Annotated in this window: 17 protein-coding genes; 4 read left to right on the top strand and 13 right to left on the bottom strand. The window is 62.5% G+C overall.

Features of this window, described 5'->3' with window-relative positions; all coding sequences use genetic code 11:
- Positions 1 to 43 precede the first annotated feature (43 nt).
- The 4 genes from QM996_RS20040 to QM996_RS20025 all read right to left on the bottom strand — a co-directional run bounded on the left by QM996_RS20040 (position 44) and on the right by QM996_RS20025 (position 3830).
- Positions 44 to 424: a VOC family protein gene (locus tag QM996_RS20040; protein WP_334197818.1), complete on the bottom strand. Its 381-nt coding sequence runs from the start codon at positions 422 to 424 to the stop codon at positions 44 to 46.
- Between the two features lie 53 nt (positions 425 to 477).
- Positions 478 to 2211, bottom strand: a complete 1734-nt coding sequence (locus QM996_RS20035; RefSeq protein WP_334197817.1) for an adenylate/guanylate cyclase domain-containing protein — start codon at positions 2209 to 2211, stop codon at positions 478 to 480.
- Between the two features lie 113 nt (positions 2212 to 2324).
- Entirely contained in the window at positions 2325 to 3296 is a 972-nt protein-coding gene (locus tag QM996_RS20030) for an aldo/keto reductase (protein ID WP_334197816.1), read from the bottom strand.
- A 117-nt stretch (positions 3297 to 3413) separates the two neighbouring features.
- Entirely contained in the window at positions 3414 to 3830 is a 417-nt protein-coding gene (locus QM996_RS20025; protein ID WP_334197815.1) for a hypothetical protein, read from the bottom strand.
- A 467-nt stretch (positions 3831 to 4297) separates the two neighbouring features.
- On the opposite strand from QM996_RS20025, the gene QM996_RS20020 reads away from it, so the two are divergent.
- Entirely contained in the window at positions 4298 to 4921 is a 624-nt protein-coding gene (locus QM996_RS20020) for a hypothetical protein (protein WP_334197814.1), read from the top strand.
- Between the two features lie 49 nt (positions 4922 to 4970).
- On the opposite strand, the gene QM996_RS20015 is transcribed toward QM996_RS20020, so the two are convergent.
- The 4 genes from QM996_RS20015 to QM996_RS20000 all read right to left on the bottom strand — a co-directional run bounded on the left by QM996_RS20015 (position 4971) and on the right by QM996_RS20000 (position 12672).
- Positions 4971 to 6311: an HlyD family type I secretion periplasmic adaptor subunit gene (locus QM996_RS20015; protein ID WP_334197813.1), complete on the bottom strand. Its 1341-nt coding sequence runs from the start codon at positions 6309 to 6311 to the stop codon at positions 4971 to 4973.
- Between the two features lie 6 nt (positions 6312 to 6317).
- Positions 6318 to 8609 carry a type I secretion system permease/ATPase gene (locus QM996_RS20010; protein WP_500270524.1) on the bottom strand — a complete coding sequence of 764 codons (2292 nt, stop codon included), beginning with the start codon at positions 8607 to 8609 and terminating at the stop codon, positions 6318 to 6320.
- Positions 8610 to 8781: 172 nt separating this feature from the next.
- Positions 8782 to 10824: a type I secretion protein gene (locus tag QM996_RS20005; protein WP_334197811.1), complete on the bottom strand. Its 2043-nt coding sequence runs from the start codon at positions 10822 to 10824 to the stop codon at positions 8782 to 8784.
- 129 nt (positions 10825 to 10953) lie between these two features.
- The gene (locus QM996_RS20000) at positions 10954 to 12672 is read right to left on the bottom strand and encodes a hypothetical protein (protein WP_334197810.1); all 1719 of its coding nucleotides are present in this window, start codon (positions 12670 to 12672) and stop codon (positions 10954 to 10956) included.
- A gap of 533 nt (positions 12673 to 13205) precedes the next feature.
- On the opposite strand from QM996_RS20000, the gene QM996_RS19995 reads away from it, so the two are divergent.
- From QM996_RS19995 to QM996_RS19985, 3 genes are all read left to right on the top strand, one after another.
- Complete coding sequence (locus QM996_RS19995; RefSeq protein ID WP_334197809.1) at positions 13206 to 13688, top strand: hypothetical protein; 483 nt, start codon at positions 13206 to 13208, stop codon at positions 13686 to 13688.
- A 163-nt stretch (positions 13689 to 13851) separates the two neighbouring features.
- Positions 13852 to 14799 (top strand): DUF817 domain-containing protein, encoded by a 948-nt coding sequence (locus tag QM996_RS19990; RefSeq protein WP_334198734.1) that lies wholly within the window; start codon positions 13852 to 13854, stop codon positions 14797 to 14799.
- Positions 14800 to 14875: 76 nt separating this feature from the next.
- Positions 14876 to 17911, top strand: coding sequence for an AsmA family protein (locus tag QM996_RS19985; protein ID WP_334197808.1), 3036 nt, complete (start codon positions 14876 to 14878; stop codon positions 17909 to 17911).
- A gap of 42 nt (positions 17912 to 17953) precedes the next feature.
- Here QM996_RS19985 and QM996_RS19980 read toward each other — a convergent pair whose 3' ends face one another.
- The 5 genes from QM996_RS19980 to QM996_RS19960 all read right to left on the bottom strand — a co-directional run bounded on the left by QM996_RS19980 (position 17954) and on the right by QM996_RS19960 (position 23884).
- Positions 17954 to 18838 carry a dihydrodipicolinate synthase family protein gene (locus QM996_RS19980; RefSeq protein ID WP_334197807.1) on the bottom strand — a complete coding sequence of 295 codons (885 nt, stop codon included), beginning with the start codon at positions 18836 to 18838 and terminating at the stop codon, positions 17954 to 17956.
- Between the two features lie 28 nt (positions 18839 to 18866).
- Complete coding sequence (locus tag QM996_RS19975) at positions 18867 to 20486, bottom strand: ABC transporter ATP-binding protein (protein ID WP_334197806.1); 1620 nt, start codon at positions 20484 to 20486, stop codon at positions 18867 to 18869.
- The gene (locus QM996_RS19970; RefSeq protein WP_334197805.1) at positions 20479 to 21402 is read right to left on the bottom strand and encodes an ABC transporter permease; all 924 of its coding nucleotides are present in this window, start codon (positions 21400 to 21402) and stop codon (positions 20479 to 20481) included. Before QM996_RS19970 ends, QM996_RS19975 begins: the two co-directional genes overlap by 8 nt.
- 10 nt (positions 21403 to 21412) lie before the next feature.
- Complete coding sequence (locus QM996_RS19965; RefSeq protein ID WP_334198733.1) at positions 21413 to 22327, bottom strand: ABC transporter permease; 915 nt, start codon at positions 22325 to 22327, stop codon at positions 21413 to 21415.
- 87 nt (positions 22328 to 22414) lie between these two features.
- A complete protein-coding gene (locus QM996_RS19960; protein ID WP_500270523.1) occupies positions 22415 to 23884 on the bottom strand; it encodes an ABC transporter substrate-binding protein in 1470 nt (489 codons plus the stop codon).
- Positions 23885 to 23922: the final 38 nt, after the last annotated feature.

The following is a 23922-nucleotide window of genomic DNA, read 5'->3' as shown; positions in this document are numbered from 1 at the left end:
AGCGGTACGCGTGGCATCGACGAACGTCCTCGGGGCGCGAAAGTCATCGGCCCGCTGGCTGAAACAGTTCGACGACATTTCCGGAGGGGTCGACCAGCAGAATCTGCGCCCCTCCAGGACCGGTGACAATGTCGTTGCGAAACGTGACGCCGGCGTGGCGCAGCCGTTCCACTTCGGCCTTGAGGTCGTCGACAATCAGATGGATGCGGTTCCAGCCGCCGGGTCCCGGCTTCTGGCCATCCGGCATCGGCCTGCCCGCCGAACTCGTCGGCCCGCTGAGCAGGAGCCGCAGTGCACCGCGCTGGACATCCGCGAAGGCCGGCGCGTGGCTCGACAGAACCGAAAAGCCGAGATGGGTCGTGTACCAGGCGATCGCCGCCTCTACGTCGTCGACCATGTACCGGACATTGACTGTTTCCGACATTGCCTTTCCTCCAACTGGTTAGGCCTCTGCGGCTCCGGCACGCCGATCGGATTTCATTCCGGCAGTCCGGCCAGCCGCAACCCTTCAACGTAACGCGCGAGGAGTGCCTTGTCCCGGTAGGGTGCGCGAGAACTGTATCGCTCGATCGAAAATTCCGGATTGAGTTTCAAGAGTTCGGCCGCGGCGCGGCGCGCATCCTCCAGGCGGCCGACTTGCGCATAGGTCGCGGCAAGCAAGCGGTAGGCGGAGCCATGGTCGGCCATCTTCTCCAGGAGAGCCAGCGCCTCGTGATACTGGCCGCAGAGATATTTGGCAGCCGCGACGTTCCAGAAGTACCAGTCGGGGCGACTGGGGTTCAGTCGCAGGGCCAGCTCGCCAATCCTGATCGCGTCTTCGAGCAGGCCGAGATAGCCCAGCGCATCGCAATATTCCGCGAGCAGGTCGCAATTGTTCGGCGCCAGCTCGCGGCCGCGCTCGTAGCAGCCGATGGCGCGTTCTGCCTCTCCCCTCCACAAATGGACGACACCGAGCGCCCAATGAACGTCGGCGTCATAGGGGCTGAGCTCCAGTGCCTTGTTTGCCGACGCGAAGGCACTGCCAAGGGTCTCCTCCATGTCGACACGTTCGTTCCACTTCAGTTTGCGGATCTCCAGCCAGGCAAGCCCGAGATACCCACGCGCATAGCTCGGATCGTCAGCGACGGCTGCAAGGAACATCTCTTTGGCGACCCTGGTCTCATCCGGCTTCAGGCTCTTTTCGAGATGCCGGCCGCGCAGATAGAAATCGTAGGCGTTCGAGCCCTTGAGTGGCTTGGCAAGCACCCGGTATCGTTCAGCCTCTTCGATCTTGACGTTCAGGGCCGCCGGAATGGAGCGGGACAGTTCGTCCTGCACCTCGAACATGTCGACCAGATCGAAATCGTACTTCTCCGCCCAGATGCGCTCGCCAGCGGCGTTGGCCAGGTTGGCGTTGACCCTGACGCGGTCGCCAACTCGCCTGACGCTGCCTTCAAGTGTGTAGTAGGTGGCAGCTGTCTGGTGGTGGGTTTCCGGGCGCGGCGGGCGGACGATCACGTTCAATCCGGAAAAACGCGACAGGCCCGCGGCGACGTCCTCCGTTATCCCAACGGCAAAATACTCCTGATCGGGATTGCCGCTCAGGTTCACAAATCGCGACACGTGGATGAGCACACGACTCGATTTGAGCGGCGGATCGCCTCCTATCTCCGTCAATGGCGGCGCCGGAGCGGCGCCCTCCTCGGGCATGCCAGCATCGTCGATGACGATGTCGTAGATACGTACGCGACGACCGATGTTCTTCAGCACCTGCTCGCCGGTGTCTTCGAAGACGAGGCCGAGACGGCTGCCCAGGGTGTCGTGGACCGAGGACGAGACGGCGACGCCGCCGGGCTTCGCAAGGCCCTCGATGCGGGCCGCCACGTTGACCCCGTCACCATAAACATCGCCGTCTTCGAACAGGATATCGCCGATATTGATCCCGATACGAAATTCGATCCGTCGATCCCGGGGCGCATTTTCATTCCTCATGCGCATGCCGCGCTGGATCTCGACCGCGCACAGGACCGCATCCTCCACGGTGCCAAACTCCACCAGCATGCCGTCGCCGATGAGCTTGACGATATGGCCGTGATGCGCGGCAACCTCCACGTCCAGAAGCTGCTGCCGATGCCCCAGGAGCGCCGCCAGGGTACCTTTCTCGTCGATCTCCATCAGCCTGCTGTAGCCGGCCACGTCGGCGGCCATGATGACCGCGAGTTTTTGTTCCATCGGCGCCCCCAGGCTCGACCATCCCTATGGATAGCACATCCGGGCGTCGGAGGCACCGAAGGAGCGCTGCCGCTCGTGTCGATAATGACCGCCAAGCTGCGCGGCGCGGCCGCTCAATCCCGGTAGAAGTTGCGCCGCCAGCGATGGGCGCTCAGCTTTGCGCGCTGAGCATCCGGCAAGCCCAGACCGTCGCCGATGGCGCAGTTGCGCTCGACGTTGCGCACCGAGCGCATGCCGGGAATGACCGTCGAAACCGCAGGGTGGCTGAGAACGAAGCGCAGCGCCGTTTCGGCGAGCGCATCGGGCGCGATCTCCAGGTCTTCGACGATCTTCTGCGTGCGCTCCTCCACCTCGCGCTTGCGCTCGCCCCGGAAGTAGGTCTCGCGAAAATCCCCTTCGGGGAAGACGGTGTCGGCGCGGATCTGGCCGGTCAGGCCGCCTTCGTCCAGCGCCACGCGAACAATGACGCCGACCTTGTGTTCGAGGCATGCGGGCAGCAGCTTTTCCTCCGGCGCCTGCTCGAAGATGTTGTAGATCACCTGCACGCTGTCGACCACACCGGTCTCAATCAGCCTCAGCGCATTGTCGGGCTCATAGTCATTGATCGAGACGCCGAAGTAGCGGATCTTGCCGTCGCGCTTCAGCCGCTCGACCGCCTCCAGCCAGTCGCCACGGCCGACCCATTCATCGGACCAGACATGGAACTGCTGGACGTCGATCGTGTCGACGCCGAGATTGCGCAAGCTCATTTCGGTACAGGCGATCACATGGTCGGCAGGAAAGGTCTGCTCAACCGGCGTGCCGGCGTGGGCAGGCCATTGCATGTTCTTCGGCGGAATCTTGGTGGCAACATGGATCGTCTCCGACCGCTCGCGCAGCAAAGCCCCGATCAGCTTCTCGCTGTGGCCCTGCCCGTAGCCGAGTGCGGTATCGATGAAGTTCAGGCCCAAGTCGACCGCGCGGTTAAGGGCGCGGGCGGACTCGTCGTCGCTCGCTCCCCGCCAATGGCTCTTGCCGATGCCCCAGGCACCATAGCCGATTTCGGATATGCGGAGGCCGCTGCGGCCGAAGGTTCTATAGTACATGATGAGCTCGCTGGCGTTGGAAGGGGCGGGGTGTCGCCGGTTATCTAGGGTTTGGCCTTCCCTCGTCAACCGTCGCGGCACTGCAGAGATCGGGCAATGTCGCCCGTTTTCGTCGCCCTATGCGAGGAACCAGAAGAAGACTGCTGACAGGAAGATGAAGGCGAGCACCAGGCCGATGAACTGTCGCATCGCGTCGCTGGTATTATCGCCGAGCACGGCCAACCACACCGGCCCGCCGGAGCAGTCCTCGTCACGCATATCCTGGACGGAAACCAGCTTGCCAAGCTTGACCGCCGGACGGCTGTAGTCGTGCGGAGACGGTTGGTGGCTGCGATCGGGTTCAAGGGTGGCATCGAGATCGGGGGCTACCAGACCGCCATCGCCCGCGTCGACGACCTGCGCCCGCGGTTCTTCCGCCGTCGCTCGGCCGCGCGCATCACCGCCTTCTGCCCGCCGGATACGCCCGGCGCCGTGGTGAAACGCCCATCGCGGTGATTTCAGTTCCACACTGGATTTCAACTGCCGGATAGACATTGGAACCTCCTTGATATTCAACCGTCCAGCCGGCGCTTTGTTCCGCAAAGTTGGAGCGCCCCATGCACCCGCCGTCGCTCCCAGTGCATGGGCGCAAGGTGAGGTTTCCATCCGGCGAAAAACAAAAGAGCCCGCCGCGGGAGGAGCGGCAGGCTCTTTGGAAAACCGATCAGCAGCCTTAGGAGGAGGAGTGGCGCTGATCTCGCAAACGACCTTTGGGAGGAGGAGAAAGTCGTTCGCCTGTCGAAGCTCTGCGGGAGGAGGAGCATCGCTTCGATGTTTTTGAATATATAGCGATCGCGCCGAAATCGTAGCGGGGATTTCGCAAGCCAGCCATGCGTCCTGCGCGCAACGGGTGCCTTGCCCGTTGCCCGGTGACCAGCGCTCGTCCATTCATCACGCCAATTCGATTTTACTCGGCCAAGCACGCCCATTAGGCTTTCCTGAAACCGATGGGAGAGAGAGCCATGAGAAGCCGACCTGCAGTTCTCGCATTCGTCCTGGCCTGCTCCGGAGCAGCCTTTGCTCAGGACAACAGCATGAGTTTCTTCGTCACCAGCGTGAACCCCGGAAAGGGCGGCGATCTTGGCGGCCTCACGGGCGCTGACGCCTATTGCGACACCCTGGCAAAAGCGGCCGGATCGACCGGCAAGACGTGGAAAGCCTATCTGTCCACCGACAGCGAAAATGCCAAGGACCGGATCGGCAAGGGCCCATGGTACAACGCCAAGGGCGAGAAGATCGCCGACGACGTTGCTTCCCTCCACAGCGACAAGAACAACCTCACCAAACAGACCACGCTCAACGAGAAGGGCGAGGTCATCAGCGGGCGTGGCGACACACCCAACCGCCATGACATTCTGACCGGCTCGAAGCCAGATGGCACCGCGGCACCGGACACCTGCGGCAACTGGACGATGGGTGGCGCGGACGGGGCGGCGATCGTCGGCCACAGCGACCGTACGGGCCTGAACGATTCCGCCGAAGCGAAATCCTGGAACTCCTCGCATGTGACGCGCGGAGGCTGCACCATCGAAGCCTTCAAGGGTACCGGTGGCGAGGGCCTCTTCTATTGCTTCGCCGCGAATTGATATCCCGGGCGATTGGCACGCTCTGCGAACGACCGTCGAAAGGCCACGATCAGTTTTCCATGAAGGCGCGGGCCATGCTGTCGCGGATCGGTTTCGTAAGATAATCGAAGAAGGTCCGCTCGGCCGTCTGGATGAGGATTTCGGCCGGCATGCCCGGCGTCACGGCAAAGTTATGGACGCGTGCGAGTTCACTGGCCGGCAGGCTGACGCGGGCCAGGTAAACCTCGCGCGTCCCGTCCTGCGTCTGCACGGGCAAGGCGTCGGCAGACACATAGAATACCTGCCCGTTGAGAACTGGCGTCGTGCGCTGATTCAGCGCCGTCAGTCGCACGGTTGCCTTCTCGCCGACCTTGATATTGTCGATCTCGGTGCGCAGGACCTGTGCCTCGATGATGAGAGGCACGTCGGCCGGCAGGATTTCCATGATCGGCTTGCCGCTTTCGATGACGCCGCCTGATGTGTGATAGTGCATCCTGATGACCGTCCCGCTCACCGGGGCGTTGATCGTGGCACGGCGCAGCACATTGGTGGCCCCGCGCAACTGCTCGCGCACTGTGTCCAGTTCGGCTTCAGCTTTCTGCAACTCGTCGAGAGCCGCCTCCTTGTAGCTCTCTTCCGTCTGGTTCACCTGCTGCTCCTGCTTCAGGATCTGTGCACCCGTTTCGGAGACTTCCGACATCAGCCGGCCGATCTGGCCTTCGGCATCGGCGATCGCCCGCTGGATGGTCTTGATCTCCGTCTTGCGGATCAGGTCTTTCGCCAGCAGCACTTTCTTGCCGGCGTATTCCTCGTCGAGAAGGGCGCGCTGCTCGCGGACCGCCTTCAACTGCTCCTGGAAGCCTTCGGACCGGAATTGCAGGCTCTCGATGTTGCGCTTCAGCAGGCCGATATCACTATCGAGCTTGCTTCTCCACGTCTGGAAATTGAGCTGCTGGCTTTGTACGATCGGCACGATTTCCGGATCATCCTTCAGGTGCGATGTCAGAACATCGGGCAATGTGATCTCCTTGAGACCATGCGCCTGCGCATTGAGGCGGGCGACGATCGCCTCAAGCCTCGCCCGCCGCAGGAAGAACTGGCGCTCATTGGCAAGCGCGGCCGTCTCATCGAGACGGATCAGCGGCTGGTCTGCCGTCACGCGATCGCCCTCGCTGACCAGGATCTCCTTGATGATCCCGCCTTCGAAATGCTGGATCACCTTGTTCTGGCCGGTGGCGACGAAACTGCCCTGCGCGATGATCGCCGCCGCCAACGGTGCGGTGACGGCCCAGACACCGAAGCCGCCGAATGTGACGCCGATCAGCACGAAACCGATCAGCGTGTGTTGCCATATGGAGCGCGGTACCTCCGCGTACCATGTCAGGTCCTGTACTTTGGCTACGTCCGTCATGATCGCCTACGGAAGTTGGGTCTGGTCGAGTGGATTACCTTCGGTGTTCACCCCGCGCGCAGCGAGCGCCTTGAGAACATCCTGCCGATAGCCGAAGAGGGCCACGGTGCCGTTCACCAGCAGCAGGACCTTGTCGACGCTGTTGAGAAGCGCGGGGCGCTGCGTGATGGTGATGACCGTGATCTTCTCGCGCTTTGCATGCGCCAGCGCGCGCGTGAGCGCCGTTTCGCCTGACGTGTCCAGATTGGAATTGGGCTCGTCGAGCACGACCATGCGTGGATTGCCGAAGAAGGCGCGCGCCAGCGCGACGCGCTGCTTCTGGCCGCCCGAGAGCGGCGAACCGTCGGCCGAAACGACGGTCTCGTATCCATGTGGCAGCATGGCGATCATGTCGTGGACGTCGGCGAGCTTGGCAGCGGCGTAGATCTCCGCATCGGTGGCATCTTCGCGCATGCGGGCGATATTGGCCTTGATCGTCCCCGGGAAAAGCTGCACGTCCTGCGGCAGATACCCGATGCTCTCACCGAACTGGCGCTGGTCCCAGTTCCTAAGGTCCATGAGATCGAGGCGGACATTGCCTGACGTCGGCAGGATCGAGCCGACCAGCATCTTTCCGAGCGTCGTCTTGCCGGCACCGGAACTGCCGATCACGGCAAGCGAGTCGCCCGGCTCGAGCGCGAAGGTAATGCCGTTGAGCACGACCCGTTTGGTGCCCTGCGGAACGAAGAGCAGACGCTCGACGTCGAGGCGTCCTTCGGGCCGCGGCAGTTTCAGCCGCTCGAAATTGAGCGGAGACGTATGCAGCAGCGCGGAAATCCGCCCATAGGCGGCCCGGGCCTGGATCACCTGGTGCCAGCCCTCGATCGCCGCTTCGATGGGGCCGAGCGCGCGGCCGGCGATGATCGAGGCGGAGATGACCATGCCGCCCGTCAGCTGGCCGTGCAGAGCCAGGTTCGCGCCCCAGCCGAGCATCGTCACCTGGGTAAGCAGCCGCACCGCCTTGGAGAGCGACGCGAAGGCGATGTTGCGGTCCTGTGCCAGAACCTGGGCCTTGAGCGAGCCGGCCATGTCCTTGCCCCAGATGTGGACGGCTTCGGGGATCATCGCCAGCGCATTGATGATCTGCGAATTGCGCGACATCGAATCCAGATGAAGGTTCGCTTTCGTCTGGTAGTTGGTCGCCTCCCCGAACCCGGCCGCGGTCGCCCGCTGGTTCAAGAGCGTCACGATCAGGAGAAGAATGGCCGACGTAATGACGATCGCGCCGAGATGCGGATGGATGAGGAATACCGCCAGCACGAAGAAGGGCGCGATCGGCGCGTCGAGAAAGGAAAGCAGCGTTCCCGATACCAGGAAAGCGCGAAGCTGCTGCAGGTCGCCGAGCGTCTGATATTCACGCCCGTTGCTGTGAAGGGCGGCTCTTGCGGCGGCGCTCAGGATCGGTGCGCCCAGCTGGGCGGCGACCTCCACCGCCGTCCGCATCAGGATCATGCGGCGGATACCGTCGAAAATCGTCTGCAGCACCACCGCGCCGACGATCAGGGCCGTCAGCATCACCAGCGTGTCGATCGAGCGGCTGGTCAGTACCCGGTCGGAAATCTGAAACAGATAGACCGGTATCGCGAGGACGAGGACGTTGGTGGCGATCGTGAACACCATAACGATCATCAGGTTCTGCCTGATCGCTTTGAGGCCGGCCTTGAGGCTCGTGGTGAAATCCACCGGCCCCAGGCGCTTGTGAAAGACGCCTGCGCCGCCGCCGTGACCACCATTGCCGCTCGAAGAGCCGCCATCCTTGCCGGATGGTCGCGCCTCTGCCGTGATCGGCCCGCGATCGCCATCGATCACGACCATGCCCGGCGGCGAGTTCCTCTCCTTCACTTCGGCCGCCGGCCAGACAACCGGTTTGTCGACATCGGGCTTGCGCTGCTCTTGCGCTGGCCGCTGTTCCGCCGACATCCGATCACGCAGGGCCGAGAGCGTTTCTACCTTGGCCGGGATCTCGGCTTTCGGGGGGCAGGCGCGCTGTGCGAGGCTGCCCATCTGCGCGGCATTGTCTGCCGGAGGCGCCGCGTTTGTGGTCGTCGGCACGGGTTTGACTGGCTGGGGCACGATATTCGTCGGCGGTGGGGTCACGTGGGCGGCCAGAGGTGTCTGGCTCGCAGCCCTGGCGCTTGGGCCCGCAACGGATGCCCCGCTGGGGTTTGCCCTGCCCTCATTTTCGCTGGCGCCGTTGGCCGCCGCTCTGCGCAGTTGCTCTGCCACCCCGTCGATCTCCTTTACGGCTCGGTCCAAGATGCTCTCCTGATGATCAAGTCTGCGAAGGAACCGCTGCTGAGTGGCTTGCGCATCCGGCCATTCGGCCTGCCGTGGTTTCCCATCGGCATCCGCAGAAAGCGCGTTTCCGGCTTCGGTAACGTCTTGCCGCGACGGGTCGGTGCGGTCGGTCATGGAATCCTCCCGCGCCCCTTCAGGCGACCATGCTATGCATGGGATCGACGCTGACGGTGTCTGGCGTATGCATGGCCGAATGCGGCGATGCGTGGCCCTGTGACTGATGACCGGTATCCGGACTCAGCATGTCGTCGCCGAGGAAGACGACTGCCTCGCTCGCCAGTGCATTCGGATCCTGCCCCTCGAGGAAGGGCTCGTTCTTGATCAGTTCGGCCTGCACGAGCACTTCGTCAGAATAGATACTGCCACCGGCATAGATGGTCTTGCCGGTATCCACGTCGACGATGCCGGCGTAGTTCATCAGGGCGTTCTTGCCTGTCGAAATTGTCCAGTCCGCATCCGGACGCTCCATCAGCGCATTCATGGCCAGCGTCACCTGGTCGCTGTCGCCCAGAATATTGGTCTGCTGAATGTAGTTGAGGCTGAGAAGGTCGCCGGAAATATGGAGCACTCTCAGGCCCAATAATCCGGCAAAGGCGGCATCGTGCATGAAGTCTTTCGACGACGGGTTCTTGCCTTCGGAGAGATCTTGCAGGGCCGACAGGTAGCTTTCGGGCATCGGGTTCACCGGACCCGCACCACCGGCTTCAACGATGCTGGCATAGTTCCACAAGAGGTTGCCGCCCGTCGAAACGGACCCATGGCCACTCATATGGAAACCGCCGACAGCCCCGATGAAATCGTTGTCGAGCAGGATGTTGGTCTGCTGGATGATGTTAGCGTCGAAGACGTTTCCGCCGACGAAGACGAGATCAAAGCGATATCCCAATTCCAATACCGAGAGCTGGTTGGCGGCGGTGTTGTCGCCGGCGATGATCGACAGCTTGGAGCCGGAGGCGGCCAGGATCGCGGTGTCGTTGTCGGACATGAAGGTGAATTGCTGGTGCCAATTCACCATCATCAGGTCACCCTTGATTTCGGTGATGGCCCAAGCTTTGGGAAAAGCGTTCGTCTCGTTGTGTGCGGTTTCCGTAGGCTCGACATGCTGGAACGATGCGATATTGAGCGCCTCGGTCGCCTTTTCCGCCGCAAGCTCCCCGCCGGCGAGCGTGGCGCCCACGGCGTCGTTGTCGGAATAGACATTGGTCTGGATGATGGCGTTGTGCTGGACGTGATCGCCGGCAGCTGCAAGGACATTCGCTTGCAGCCAGTTACCTGAAATGACGACCTCGTTGACCAGCGTATTGCTGCCGGTATCCAGTTCAACCGCAGCCGTGACTGCAACGGGGCCCTCGCCGTGCGCGACAGCACCACTGGCTTCCTTCGGGCCGTTCGTCAGTTCAGGCTCATCGGGTTCGTTCGACGGTTCGTCGGGGTTTGGCAGATGATCCTTGAGAACCGGCGCCTTCTCGACGAGTTCACCGTTCACATGGATGCCTTCAAGCGTGTCGCCTTTGGCGACGAATTGGCTGGCAGCCAACCCATCCACTTGTCCCGTATCGTCGGGAGAGTAGGCATCAAGCGTCGCGGCCGTCGTCGTAACCAGGCTGGCGATCGTTGCATCGGAGCCGGCAACGTCCACGGGGCCCAGCGGCGAAACCTGCTGCGCGGCGTCAATGAGCTGAGCCATCGTCGCGCTGTCGTCGATATGCAGGCCGGATTTCAATCCGTGCCCACCCATATCGACGAAATCGTTATCCGAGAGCTCGACGGTCTGCTGGCTGTAGACCGCCACCGACCCCGGGGGATTGATGGTGTGCGGCGTGCCGACATCGGACGCCTTGATGGACCAGGTTTGCGCGACACCTTCAACGTCGCTGCAGTCAATCACACCTTCCGTGAGCGGGGGCTCCGGAAAGGGCAGTCCGGCATATCCGTCCGGAACGGGCCCAGAGATGTCCGTGTCGAGCGGATGGTAGGGAACGTCGGGATTGAAGTCGTCGAGATCGTAGGGAGCCTGCACCTTGACGGGCGCGGCCTCGATGTCGTTCGGATCCTTATGAACTTCGCGTTCCGGGTCGAACTTCTCGTGCGCTTCGCGTAGGCGAACATCTTCGATCGAGACTTGGAAAAGGCCGATGAAATGGGCGATGGATTCGGAGATTTTCGCGGAGTACATGGTTAGTGTCTCCTCTTTGTTGCCGGTAGTGCCCTTAGCGGATCGGGTCATGACGGGCTGCGCGGGAACCCGCGCAGCCCTGTTCGAAACCGATTGCGAACCGTTGGAACCGGCCGCGTCACCTCACGATCAGGCGTTGTCGTCGTGACCGATCACGTCGGCGTGGTAGTCACCACCGACGACCGTCATGTCGATCGTGTTGCCTTGCAGGTTCGCGCCTAGCACGATCTGCTGGTTGAAGGCATTGGTGTCGATCGTGGCATCTGCCGTCGCCTGGGAGAGCCCCTCGACCACAGAGTCGCCGCCGTTGAAGGAACCCCAGGTGCCCGCATCGCCGCCCATGCCGCCATCGCCGTTGGTCGCGAAGCCGCCGTTGCCGCCGGCACCGCCGTCGCCACCCCAGGCATCGCCACCATGGGCCGCACCGCCTTCACCGCCACTGGCCCACGCGCCCGTGAGGGCAAGACCGCCGAGGCCATGACCGCCGGCAGCCGCGCCGCCGGAGCCGTCGCCGCCGAAGGCGTCACCACTGGTTCCAGCGCTCGCATTGGCAGCACCGCCGGCACCGCCATCGCCACCATAGCCAGCGCCTGCACCAAAGCCGCCGCCGGCACCGAAGCCTGCGCCAAAGCCGTTGCCGCCATTGCCGGCATTGCCTGAGCTACCACCGCCGGCGTCACCGGTCTGCCCCAGTGCTACGCTGTTGCCACCGTCATTGTCACCACCGTCGCCACCGAAGTTGAGGATCGGAAGCACGAACCCACCGGCATCCCCACCGTCGCCAGCGTCCGACGCGTTGGCTTCGTCGCTTTCGACGTCACCCGACTCCCCACCGTTCCCGGCAGTGGTATCACCGCCGTCGCCGCCGGCTGCGGCACCGACACCCAGGCCGACGCCAAGACCGAGGCCAACGCCGAGACCCGCGGCGCCGGCGCCACCGGCACCACCCGTGGCAGCACCACCGTTGGCGTCACCGCTCGTGCCGTCCGCACCGACGCCGACGCTGGCTGCGATACCGCCAAGGCCATGCCCGCCGGTTGCGTCGCCGTCGTTGTCGGAATCGCCGCCCTCACCCTCGCCGCCGGCAGCAAAGCCGCCGATCGTGTGACCGCCGTCGCCGCCGTAGCCACCATTGGCGGAGGCGTTGCTTCCGCCTGCGCCGCCGTCAGCACCGGATTGGATCCCGTCGCCGGACGTAGCGATGCCACCCCAGGCGCTGCCGTTCTGGTTCAGCTGCCCGCTGTTGTGGATGTTTTCAGCGTTGTCGTCATCCGACATGATGGCGTTCTGGCTGAAGACGTTGGCCACGTTGTTGTTGCCGTTGAGCGAGTCATTCAAGATGTCCTTGAAGCTCGTGCTCGCCATGCCGTCGATCGTCGAGTGGTCGATGTCGTTGAAGTCATCGTCGGACGGCTTGTAACCATCGAGGTCGACATCGACCTTTACGTCGACATTGGTCTTGCTGTCGACGTCGACATGGGTGTTCGACGTGTTTTCATTGAGGTTGGCGTTCAGGTTGCCGTTGGCATTCAGGTTGCCATTACCGTTCAGGTTGGCGTTGCCGTTGCCGTTGCCGTTAGCATTGCCGTTACCGTTCAGATTGCCGTTGCCATTCAGGTTGCCGTTGTAGGATTCGCTGTACTGCGACTGGCCCTGGCCCTGATCTTGTCCTTGCCCCTGGCCCTGATCTTGTCCTTGCCCCTGGCCCTGGCCTTGTCCCTGACCTTGGAGCTGGCCCTGGAGCTCAGCTTGCAGTTGTCCTTGTCCCTGGCCTTGACCCTGATCCTGGTCCTGGCTCTGGTCCTGGCTCGGGTCCCATGGGAACAGGAAATTCTTGTCCTTGCTCATAACGATCACCTCAAGTTGAGACCGCTATAGCCGAACCGCATTCTTCTCTTACGCGGATTTGGGCCATCAGCGGGCTGCGGTTGGTTTTGATGAAAGTTTGGATCCTCCGAGGCGCTTGCGCGCCCGTATGTCAATAATTTGCAATCAACTAAAATAGAGCTGCTCTCTCTCCCACTTGGTCGAGAAGAGCTGATCAGGTTCTAAAAAGGGCATTATTCCATTCGGTGCAGTGACCAGCCCTCAAAGGCCTGAGTGCATCCTGCTCTCCGGTTGCGCCAGCAGTCTGTCGCAAACAGACACGTGTTGTAAGCTGCCACTTCGGGTTAACCTCGCCGGGGTAGCGCGACCGTTGCCCTCGGTCCGCCCAAGGTATTACCTATTAGAAGTAGCTTTTAAACGGAGTCATTGCACGCGACCGAGCCGGCACCGAATACGTGCGCCGCATCGTCCTATTGGAAGAATTTACTGAAAACGGGAATGCGCTATTCTGGAACGGAATGGTTCTTGGACAGCAAGGTTTTGGCAGGGGCCCAATGGCGAGATTTCACGACATCCTTCTCCTGATCGGGCAGCTCAACTACACCTGGACCAATACGGAAAGCCTGCTCATCTATCTGATCGCCGGCCTTGCGCGGGTGGACAAGGAAACGGCGATCGTCATCTTCCTGACGCTGAACACGACGCGAGCTCGCATCGAGCTCGTCGAGCGATTGGCCAAGACAAACAAGACTCCGCCGAACCAACGGCAGGAAATTCTCGCGCTGACGCAACAGCTCGGTCGGCAGGCGAAGCTTCGCAACAAGTACAGCCACTGCATCTATTCCTTCGACGAGACCGGAGACCAGGCAAGCACCCAGCTGATGGCGATCTTCGACAGCAAGGACACGATCAAGTACGGCAAGATCGAGCAGATCAACGATGCCGAGATCTCCCGGATCAACGACGTCATCGAGCAGCTCCAGGGGGTCAACAAGGACATCTGGGCGATCGTCGAACGCTATTCCTTCCCACGTTGAGGCCACTGGCCCGCAGGCACTGCCGAAAGATAGAATGAGCCAGTGTCGCAACGAGGCGTCCGCATGTCCATCCACCTGGCAGTTGCCGTCCATCCATAATTCAACCGCATTGTCCCGCCATCGCGTCTCCAACGGCGAAGCGGAGGCGGAAACGGTGGCTCAAATGTCGGACGGCAGGCGTTTCACGAGCCGGGAAGCGCGCATTGACGCCGTGGCGCATCGCCTGCTCGACCGATTTCCGGCGAGCGGCCTCCTCGGCGGTCTGACGGAGTTCCTCGTGTTCGGCATCAAGCAGGCCTTCGCCTGCCTTTTCGGCGCTGCCATGCTTTCCCTGATGCTCGCGACGAAATTGTTCTGGCCGGAGGAGATGGGCTTCGCCCGCTATGATTTCCTTTTCCTCGCCGCCCTTGCCATCCAGGTTTGTCTGCTCGTCTTCAAGCTTGAGACCATTGCCGAGGCCAAGGTCATTCTGATCTTCCACGTCGTCGGCACGGTGATGGAGATCTTCAAGACCTCCGTCGGATCGTGGATCTACCCGGAGCCAAGCATCTTCCGCATCGGCGGCGTCCCCCTGTTCTCAGGCTTCATGTATGCCGCCGTCGGCTCCTATCTCGCCCGCGTGACCCGCATCCTCGACATGCGCTATGGCGGCTATCCGCCGCTCTGGGCGACGGTGCTGCTCGCCTTGGCAATCTATGCCAATTTCTTTACGCACCACTTTGTCATCGACCTGCGCTACGCGCTGTTTGCGATCACCGCGGCACTGTTCTTGCGCACCACAGTGCACTATCGCGTCTTCCGGTTTCGGCACCGCATGCCGTTGCTTCTCGGATTCCTGCTGGTCGCCCTGTTCATCTGGTTTGCCGAGAATATCGGCACCTGGTCGCGCGCCTGGATCTATCCTTCGCAGCACCATGGCTGGACTCCGGTATCGCTCCAGAAGCTCGGCGCCTGGTACCTGCTGATGATCCTGTCCTTCGTACTGGTCACGCTCGTGCATCGCCCGCGAACATGCGTGGCGGCGGCTCGGAACGTATTGACGACGAACAGCGATGCGGAAGTAAGGAAGGATGTCAGCGCGGGCGCAGGAGGTGCCGCGACGTCCAGGTGATCACACCGCAAGAGTTGCAAATCACGCCGCCGTGGAAAACGATACCGAATCAATCGCTTTCGCAACGGAGAGACACATGTGGCGTTTCTTTCTTGGCCTGCTGGCGCTCGGGGTTCTCGCCGTCATCTCTCTCATTGTCCTGCCGAGCTTCGTTTCCAGCGACTGGATGCGTGCCGAACTCAGCCGACAGCTCTCGGGCGCGACGGGCAGCTCGATCGAACTGAAGGGTCCCGTCCGGCTTTCCGTCATCCCTCACTTGGCAGTTGTGGCCGAGAATGTTTCGCTCGACGCGGAAGGCGATGGCGTGACCGCGGAAATCGGCGAAGTTGCCGGCTCGGTGACACTCTCCTCGCTTTGGTCGGACCGCTTGCACGTCAAGGAAGTCAGGCTCACGCGACCGGTCGCGGTGATACGGCAGAAATCAGTAAACGCAGCAGCCGCGGAAGACGACGGTGGCGGCAATGGCGCGGCAAAGCCGAATGACCCGCTTGCCGCCCTGGTCGCCTTCCTCGAACGAAGTGCGATCGATACGATATCGATCACCGAAGGCACGCTGAGACAGGTGAATGACGGCGGGGCGAATGAGGTCGTCAGCGATCTCGACGTTACACTTCAGGCCCCTGACATCGACGGCGAACTTTCGCTGTCGGCCGGTGCCCGGCTCAAGGACCGGCGCTATCAGATCGCGCTCTCCGTCTCCCCGCTTCGCCCATTGCTCGAGCGCAAGCCGGCCAATCTCAGCCTCTCGGTGGAAGCCGATCCCGTGCTCGCACCAGGCCTGACCGAACTCAAGGCCAGCGGGCAAGTGGCGCTCAACAGCAATGGCAGCTACCAGATCCGCGGCGGCAAACTGCTTGTCGGAGGGGAAGAGCTCAGCCTCGATGCGCTGTTCATTCCCGGTGACCGGCCGCGATTTTTGGCCGATCTCAGTGCCGACCAGCTGGATTTCAGCGCCTTTGTCGAAACCAGCGCCTCGGGGTCGTCCAAATCCGCGGGGCAATCGGAGAAGCAGTCGCCTTCGGCCGGCTTGCAGGCACTCGCCGGTTTTGATGCCGATGTCAGCGTCAATGTGGGCGCCATTTCCGTCAACGATATTTCCGCCGCTGATGTGGCGCTGACGGCGACGCTGAAGGATGGAGTGCTCACGACCCGGCTCGAGCATCTTGGCATAGACGCCGGCGGCATTTCGGCCGAGATCACCGCCGACGTCCGCAAGGGCGAGCCGACCTTCAAGGGCCGCGTCGCAAGCAAGGGGCTCGACATTTCGAAGCTCGCGAGCCTCGCGGGCCAATCGGTTCCACTATCCGGCACCCTTGCGATGAATACCGGGTTCGCGTTCCGCGGCCTCGGCGGAGACATATTCCGAAAGACCGTCAATGCAAGCGGCACGGCGAGCCTGCGCGACGCCACCTTCGTGGCGCCAGGCATCAGTGACCCGTCGATGAGCGAGGTGAAGATCAGGAAGCTGGCAGTCAAGATCGACGATCTTACCAAGCCGGTGCTCCTATCCGGCAACCTGGTTTGGCGCGGGAAAGCGGCCGATGCCGATTTGCGGCTGCCTGTCCGCGACCTGCTCTCGGGCTCGGTGCCAGGTGAGCTGCCCGTGAAGCTCGACCTGCGCATGCCGGAAGCGACACTCTCGCTTGACGGCAAGGTGGCACTTGCGGGCAGCTATGTCGGGAAGGTGAATTTCGCGGCAGCCGATATGCGCGCGCTTCTGGCCTGGATCGGCCAAGGCGGCGGCGACAGCGTGGAGCAATTTGCCTTCAAGGGCGAGGTCAACGCCAGCGCCTCCGGCGTCGAGTTTCAAAAAGCCACTCTTTCGGTCAATGGGGTCGAAGGGACCGGCAACGGTTCGGTACAACTGGGTACCCCGCTCAAGATAGCCAGTGCGCTCCATTTCGCCGAACTGGACCTGGCGCGTCTTGCCGGTGCCCGACCGGCATCGCCGCAAGCGAAGGGCAAAGCCGGCAGCCCCGCTGCCGACGCGCCGCTGGACCTGTCGTCGCTTCGAACGATCGATGCGTCCATCAAGGTCGATGCCGAGAGGCTCGGATATGGCCACGTCTTTGCCGGACCGGTGGCAACCACCCTGGTGATCTCCGAGGGTGTGGCCAGCCTCGACCTGCCTGAAAGCCCGTTCTATGGCGGTCGGATGGCCGCGAACCTCAAGGCTGATGGCACCGGAGAAGAGGCCTCGATTACCTTGAAGGCCTCGATTGCCGGCGCTTCGGCCGCCCCGCTGCTGATCGACCTGGCGAATTTCAAGCATCTTGAAGGGGCATTGCAGGCCCAGTTTGATATCACAGGAGCAGGCGCCACGGCCGGTGCGCTCAAGCGTGCGCTTCAGGGGTCGGCGAACGTCCGCTTTTCCGACGGTGCTATCCGCGGCATCGACGTCGCCGATGTCTACAACAACCTCGTCGGCCTGATGTCGTCGGGCTTCAAGCAGAACGAAAACAACGCAACCGGCTTTACCGAGCTCGGGGCTTCCTTCGCGATTGAGAACGGCGTCGCACGCACCGAAGATATCAAGCTCATCGGCCCGTTGGTGCGCATGAGCGGCAGCGGTGAGGCAAACCTTCCGAACGGCCAGCTGAACTTCCGCTTGGATCCGCGCGTCGTCGCCTCGCTGGAAGGCCAAGGCGCCGATATCGCGACCGAAGGCATCGGCGTTCCTGTGATGATCGAGGGTTCCTTTGCTGCTCCGCGCATCTATCCCGATCTCTCAGGCCTGCTGAAGAACCCTGACGCCGCACTGTCGGCGCTGAAGAAGCTGGGACTGCCCACCGAAAAGCTGAAGCTCGACGAACTTCTCTCCGGCGGCGGGAAGGCCGGATCGATCCGCGACATCATCGGCGGCGCCATCGGCAAGCCTGCCAAAGAGGGAGAGGATCAGCTCTCCATCGAAGAGATCATCGGTGGCAAAGCGACCGAGGGCAGCGAGACGCCGCCCGCGCCGCCGGCTGAAGAACAAGCGGCGACACCCGACATCGCCGCCGAACAACCGGTACCGGAAGTGCAGCAGCCCGACCAGCAACCCGCCGAAGCGGAGCAGCCTGCCGAGGAAAGCGGCACCTTGGGAAAACTGTTCAACCAGCTTCTGCAATAGCCGGCGCCTCGCCTTCCTCACCGACCCGGCCGCCGAGGAACATCACCCCAGAAGGTCGTATTTCCGAAGGATTGTCGCGATCTGGTCGTCCTGCCCTGCGTTCGGAAGCAGGGCGGGCTGTCGGCTCGCGCCGACGGAGGGGTCCTGCAGGAAGAGCGCGCGCTTGACCATGGCCGGGGCGAAGCCCAGCGCATAAAGGTCGGTGCGGAAAGCGGCGAAGACCGCCTGCTGCTTTTCGGCCTCACCGATCTCGCCCGTATTGAAGGCCTTCAGGATGCCCGCAAGCACCTGCGGCATAGCATTGCCGAGGCCCGAAATGCAGCCGGCCGCACCGTTCTGCAGCGCCCAGAGCACGAGATGGTCGGGACCGGAATAGACCTCAAAACCATCAACCTCCTTAGCAACCTGCAGATAGGCCTCCAGCGTCTCCTTTGCGCCGCCGGAATCCTTAATACCGGCGATGTTGCCGTGGCCCGCGAGCGTATGCGCGGTGTCGGGCTCGATGTGGTTCTGGGTGCGGGCCGGAATGTCGTAGAGGTAGACGGGCGTCTGCACGGCGTCGGCGACGGTGGAGAAATGGCGGACAAGGCCATCCTGCGTGCAGGCGATAAAGAACGGCGTGATGACAGCGATCCCGTCGACGCCGATCCGGTCGAATTCGCGCGCAAGCTTCACCGTCTCGAAGGTTGCGGGCATGCCGGCATTGACGATCACCTTGACCCGGCCGCCGACCTCGTCGACCACTTCTTCCGTCAGGCGCACTTTTTCGTCTGATGTCAGTGCGGTGAAGTCGCCGTTGGTTCCGGCGCACATGATGTTGTTGCCGGCGGCGACCTGGCGGCGGACCTGGGCGCGCGTCGCCTGGTAATTGATGGTCTCGTCCTCGTTGAAGCACGTCACGAGGGCAACGAAGGCTTGCTTGGTCATGCGGGTATCCTTTTTGAATGTGCGCGCCTCAAGACGCGCGCTGAAGACGTGCGGCACGATGGGCGGCCTGGACGTCGGGATCGGGGTCGAGGCCGGCGGCGAGCAGCGCGCGGGTATAGTCTTGCCGCGGTGTCTCGAACACGTCGCGCACCGTCCCAAGCTCCACGATATTGCCTTTCTGCATGACCATGACGTGGTCGGCAAAGTCGCGCACGACGGGCAGGTCATGGGCAATGAAGATGAAGGCGATGCCCATTTCCTTGCGCAACCTGTCGAGCAGCGCAATCACCTGAGCCTGCACCGAGACGTCGAGCGCCGAGACGGCCTCGTCGCAGATGATGAGCTGCGGCTCCAGCGCAAGTGCGCGGGCGATTGCGATGCGTTGGCGCTGGCCGCCGGAGAACTGATGCGGGTAGCGGCCCATGTGTTCCGGACCGAGACCGACCTGCACCAGAAGTTCGGCCACGCGCTCGCGCCATTTCGCCTTGGGCAGGATATCTGGATGGATGACCCAGGCCTCGGAAATGAGCTGATAGACCGTCATGCGCGGATTGAGCGACTGCGTCGGATCCTGGAACACCATCTGCAGGTCGCGGCGCAGCTTGTAAAGTTCGGCTGGCGACATGGTGAAGAGGTCGCGGCCCTTCCAAAGGGCACTGCCGCTGTCCGGCTCGTCGAGACGCAGCAGGATGCGCGCCAGCGTCGACTTGCCCGAGCCGCTCTCGCCGACGACGGCCATGGTCTCGCCGGGCATGAGATCGAAGGACAAGCCCTTCAGCGCCTCGAAGGAGCCATAGCGTTTGCGCACGTCTCGAACCGAGAGAACCGGCTCGGCGCGCGCGGCCGGTGCATGCATCTCGCCCTTGCCGGGGGCGGCGGCAATGAGCTTCTTCGTATAGGGGTGCTGCGGGTTCTTGTAGACTTCGCGCACCGTGCCGGCCTCGACCAAGACGCCTTTTTCCATCACCACGACGCGGTCGGCGATCTCTGCGACGACACCGAGATCGTGGGTGATGATAAGGACCGCCATGCCGGTCTCCTGCTGCAACACCTCGAGCAGCGCGAGAACCTCGGCCTGCACCGTGACGTCGAGCGCCGTCGTCGGCTCATCGGCAATCAGGAGGTCCGGGCGAAGCGCCAGCGCCATGGCGATCATGACGCGCTGGCGCTGGCCGCCCGAGAATTCGTGCGGATATTTGTCGAGCGAGCGCTCGGGCTCGGGGATACCGACCCGCGTCAACAGCCGCAACGCTTCCGATGCGGCTTGTGTCGCATCCGTTCCGTGGGTGGTGAGTGCCTCGCGGATCTGCCAGCCGACGGTATAGACCGGGTTGAGATGGCTCAGCGGATCCTGGAAGATCATGGCGATGCGGCGCCCGTTAACCTTGCGCCTTTCCTGCGTCGGCATCGTCAGCAGGTCGACACCGTCGAGCAGGATCTCTCCGGAGCTGATGCGTCCCGGCGGCATGTCGATCAGGTTCATGATCGCCGAGGAGGAGACCGACTTGCCGGACCCGCTCTCGCCGAGGATTGCCAGCGTCTCGCCTCGGTCGAGGTGGTAGGAAATGTTGCGCACCGCCTTCACGACGCCGACTGCGGTGTGGAATTCGACCGAAAGGTCGCGGACTTCCAGGAGATGGTCAGCCATTCTTGCGACCTTTCATTTCGAGGCGCCAGCGCTGCACCGGGTCGAGCGCGATGCGCAGCCAGTTCGAGAGCAAGTTCAGCGACATGGTGGTGAGGATGATCGCAAGGCCGGGCCAGAAGGAAAGCCACCATGCGTTGGTGAGGTATTGGCGTCCCTGAGAGATCATCAGGCCCCAGGTGATCTCCGGCGGCTGGATGCCGATACCGAGGAAGGAGAGCGCGCTTTCCGCCAGCATCACATAGGCGAAGTCGAGCGTCGCAAGCGTCGTCAGCGTCGGCAGCACCACGGGCAGGATGTGGCGGAAGAGGATGCGCTTCGTCGATGCGCCCATCACGCGCGCGGCCTGCACGAACATGCGCTCGCGGATCTCCAGCACTTCGGCGCGCGTCGTTCTGAGGTAGACCGGGATACGCGTGATCGCCAGAACCAGCATCAGGTTGAGGATCGATGAGCCGAGAATATAAAGCACGATGACGGCGATCAGCAGCGACGGGAACGACATGATGACGTCCGCGAGCCGCATGATGACCTGATTGACGCGCGGCGAGGAGAAGCCGGCAACGAGACCGAGGAAGGTACCGACGGTTGCCGAAAGCGCGACCGCGCCGGCGGCGACCATCAGCGTGTTCTGGGTCGCGACGATGATGCGGGCAAGCAGTGGCCGCCCCAGCGCATCGGCCCCCATCCACCAGACCCAGCCGCGTTCCCAGTCGAAAGGCACGGCGTTGCGCCCCCTGAGGTTCTGCTTGGTCGCGAGATCGCCGAGCCAGCTCGGCCCGACGATCGCGAGGACCAGGACGAAAAACAGGAAGATCGCGGCGCAAAGCGCAAACTTGTCGGCAAGCAGCATGCGGAACATGCGCGTCGCAAAGCGCGGTTCGTCGGCGAGGACGGTATCAGCGGTCTGCAAGGTCATGGTCGCCTCCTCAGTGCCGGATGCGCGGATCGAGCAGCGCGTAGGCGAGATCGATCAGCAGGTTCATGAAGAAAATCGCCAGCGCCGTGACGAGGATGGCGGCAAGCACGACGTTGAAATCGCGCTGCAGGATAGAATCGATCATCAACTTGCCGACCCCGGGAAAGCCAAAGATGGTCTCGACGATCACCGCGCCGTTGAGAAGACTCGCCGCCTGGTCGCCGATGACGGTGATGACCGGCAGCATGGCATTGCGCAGCGCATGCACGAAGATGATCGGCCCGGATTTGACGCCCTTGGCGCGCGCCGTCTTCACATAGGCCGAGGAGAGCGCCCCGATCATCGAGCCGCGCACCACCTGCACGATGATGCCGAAGGGCCGGATGAACAGAACCGAGATCGGCAGGATCCAATGGAGCAAAGAGCCGGTGCCCGAAGTCGGTAGCCAGGTGAGATTTACCGAGAACACGACGATCGCGACGATGGCAATCCAGAAATCGGGAACGGAAGCGCCGACCAGCGAAATGAGCGAGGATAGCCGGTCGAAGAAACCGCCGGCGCGGAAGGCGGCAAGCGAGCCGACGACGATCGCGGCGCCGGCGACGAGCGTCATGGTGATGACGGCCAGCCAGAGCGTCCAGGTGAAGGCCTCGAGGACCACGTCCAGTGCAGGGCGAGCCTTGCGCAGGGATTCGCCAAAATCGCCGGTCACGACGTCGCCGACATAACGCGCGAACTGCACCAGCATGGGATCGTTCAAACCGTGCAGTTCACGGAACTGCGCCTTCATCTCCGCGGAGGCTTCGACCGGCAGGAATAAGGCGGCCGGATCCCCCGTCAACCGCGACAGGAAGAAGACCATGACGAGCAGCCCGACGAGCGAGATCAGACTGGCCACGGCGCGTTTTCGAACGAATTTCAGCATGGCACCCTCGAAGAAATCCGGCGGCGGGATCATCCCACCGCCTTGATTGCTGTTGTGACTGGCGAACCTATCGTTCGCCAGGGCAGATTACTTGATCTTGATCTCCGAGAGCTGCAGCGTTCCGTTGGTCGCCATCGTCGGCTTGAAATCGAGCCGGTCGGAAACGCGGGAGAAGCCGACCATGTGGAAGAGCAGGACGTCGGCAACGACGTCGTCGTGCAGATAGGCGATCAGCTCCGACCAGAGCTTGGCGCGTTCTTCGCCGACGGCGGCCGATGCGCGCTTGATCAGGTCATCGACCTTCGGATCGGAGAAGCCGGACTGCGTGCCGTCGGTCGCGTATTTGAAGAACATCGAGAACGACGGATCGCCCTTGGAATTGTCGTGCATGGCAGCGACGATCTGCGGGCCGCGGCCTTCCTTGAAGGGCTTCGAATAGTACTGCTCGTGCTCGGCGACTTCGACGAACTTCAGGTCGACCTTAAAGCCGACTTCCTGGAGCTGCGCCTGAATGGCTTCCATGATTTCGGTGACGTTCGGGAAATTGGCCGAGCGGGCGATGATGGTGATGGGCGTTTCGACCTTCACGCCATCGGCCTTGGCTTCCTCGAGCAGCTTCTTTGCGCCTTCCGGATCGTACGGAAAGACCTTGACGTCGGGGTTCCAGCCGAGCGTCGGGGGCGGCACGATAGCGGTGGCAAGCAGCGCACTGTCGGGAACCAGCGTGCCGAGGAAGGCCTGGCGGTCGATGGCGATGTTGAGCGCGCGGCGGACGCGAACGTCGTTCAGCGGCTCGATGTTGTGATCGATGCGCAGGTAGACGGTTTCACTATCGAGATAGGAGAAGTCCGTCGCCGGATTGGTGGCGTCGAGCTGCGAAATCGACGGCGAAAGATCGGCTTCGCCAGTCTGGACCATGGCAGCGCGCACCGACGGGTCGGCGCGGAACAGATATGTGGCTTCCGTCACCTCCGGCTTTGCGCCCCAGTAGTCGTCACGGCTGGTCAGCACGATCTGCTGGCCCGGCGTCCAGTTGCTCAGCTTGTACGGGCCGGTACCGACCGGCTCGCGAACGAATTCAAGCGGCGTTTCTTCCGGCACGATCGTGACGAGAGACATCAAGAGCGGCAGGATCGGCTGAACCGGATCGGCGCTGAAATCGATCGTGTAATCGTCGACCACGGTGGGGGTCACCGTGATGCCACCGAAATAGCGGCGCGACTCGCAGGTGTTCTTGTCGCTCATGATGCGATCGAAGCTGTGCTTGACGTCCTTGGCGTCGAAAGTCGTGCCATCGGAAAACTTGATACCCTGGCGCAGATGAAAGCGCCAACTGCCGTCTTCATTCTGTTCCCATTTCTCGGCAAGGCGCGGCATGACGCCTTTGTCGCCGCGGACGTCGAGCTCGGTCAGCGTTTCGCTAACGTTCTGCATGATGACGCGGCCGATGTTCGAGCGCGTCGCCATGCAGGGTTCGAGCAGATCCGCTTCTTCGGCGAGCACGATCTTGATCGGGCCCGATCCCGCGAAAGCGGGTGACAGGGCAGAACCCAGCATGAGCGCACTCAAGACAAATAGTTTCTTCACGGCATTTC

Source organism: Sinorhizobium chiapasense (genome assembly GCF_045277575.1).
In the GTDB taxonomy this organism is placed as follows: Bacteria; Pseudomonadota; Alphaproteobacteria; order Rhizobiales; family Rhizobiaceae; genus Ensifer; species Ensifer chiapasense_A.
Note: the sequence above shows the minus strand (reverse complement) of the source record. Positions and strands in the feature narration are given on the sequence as shown.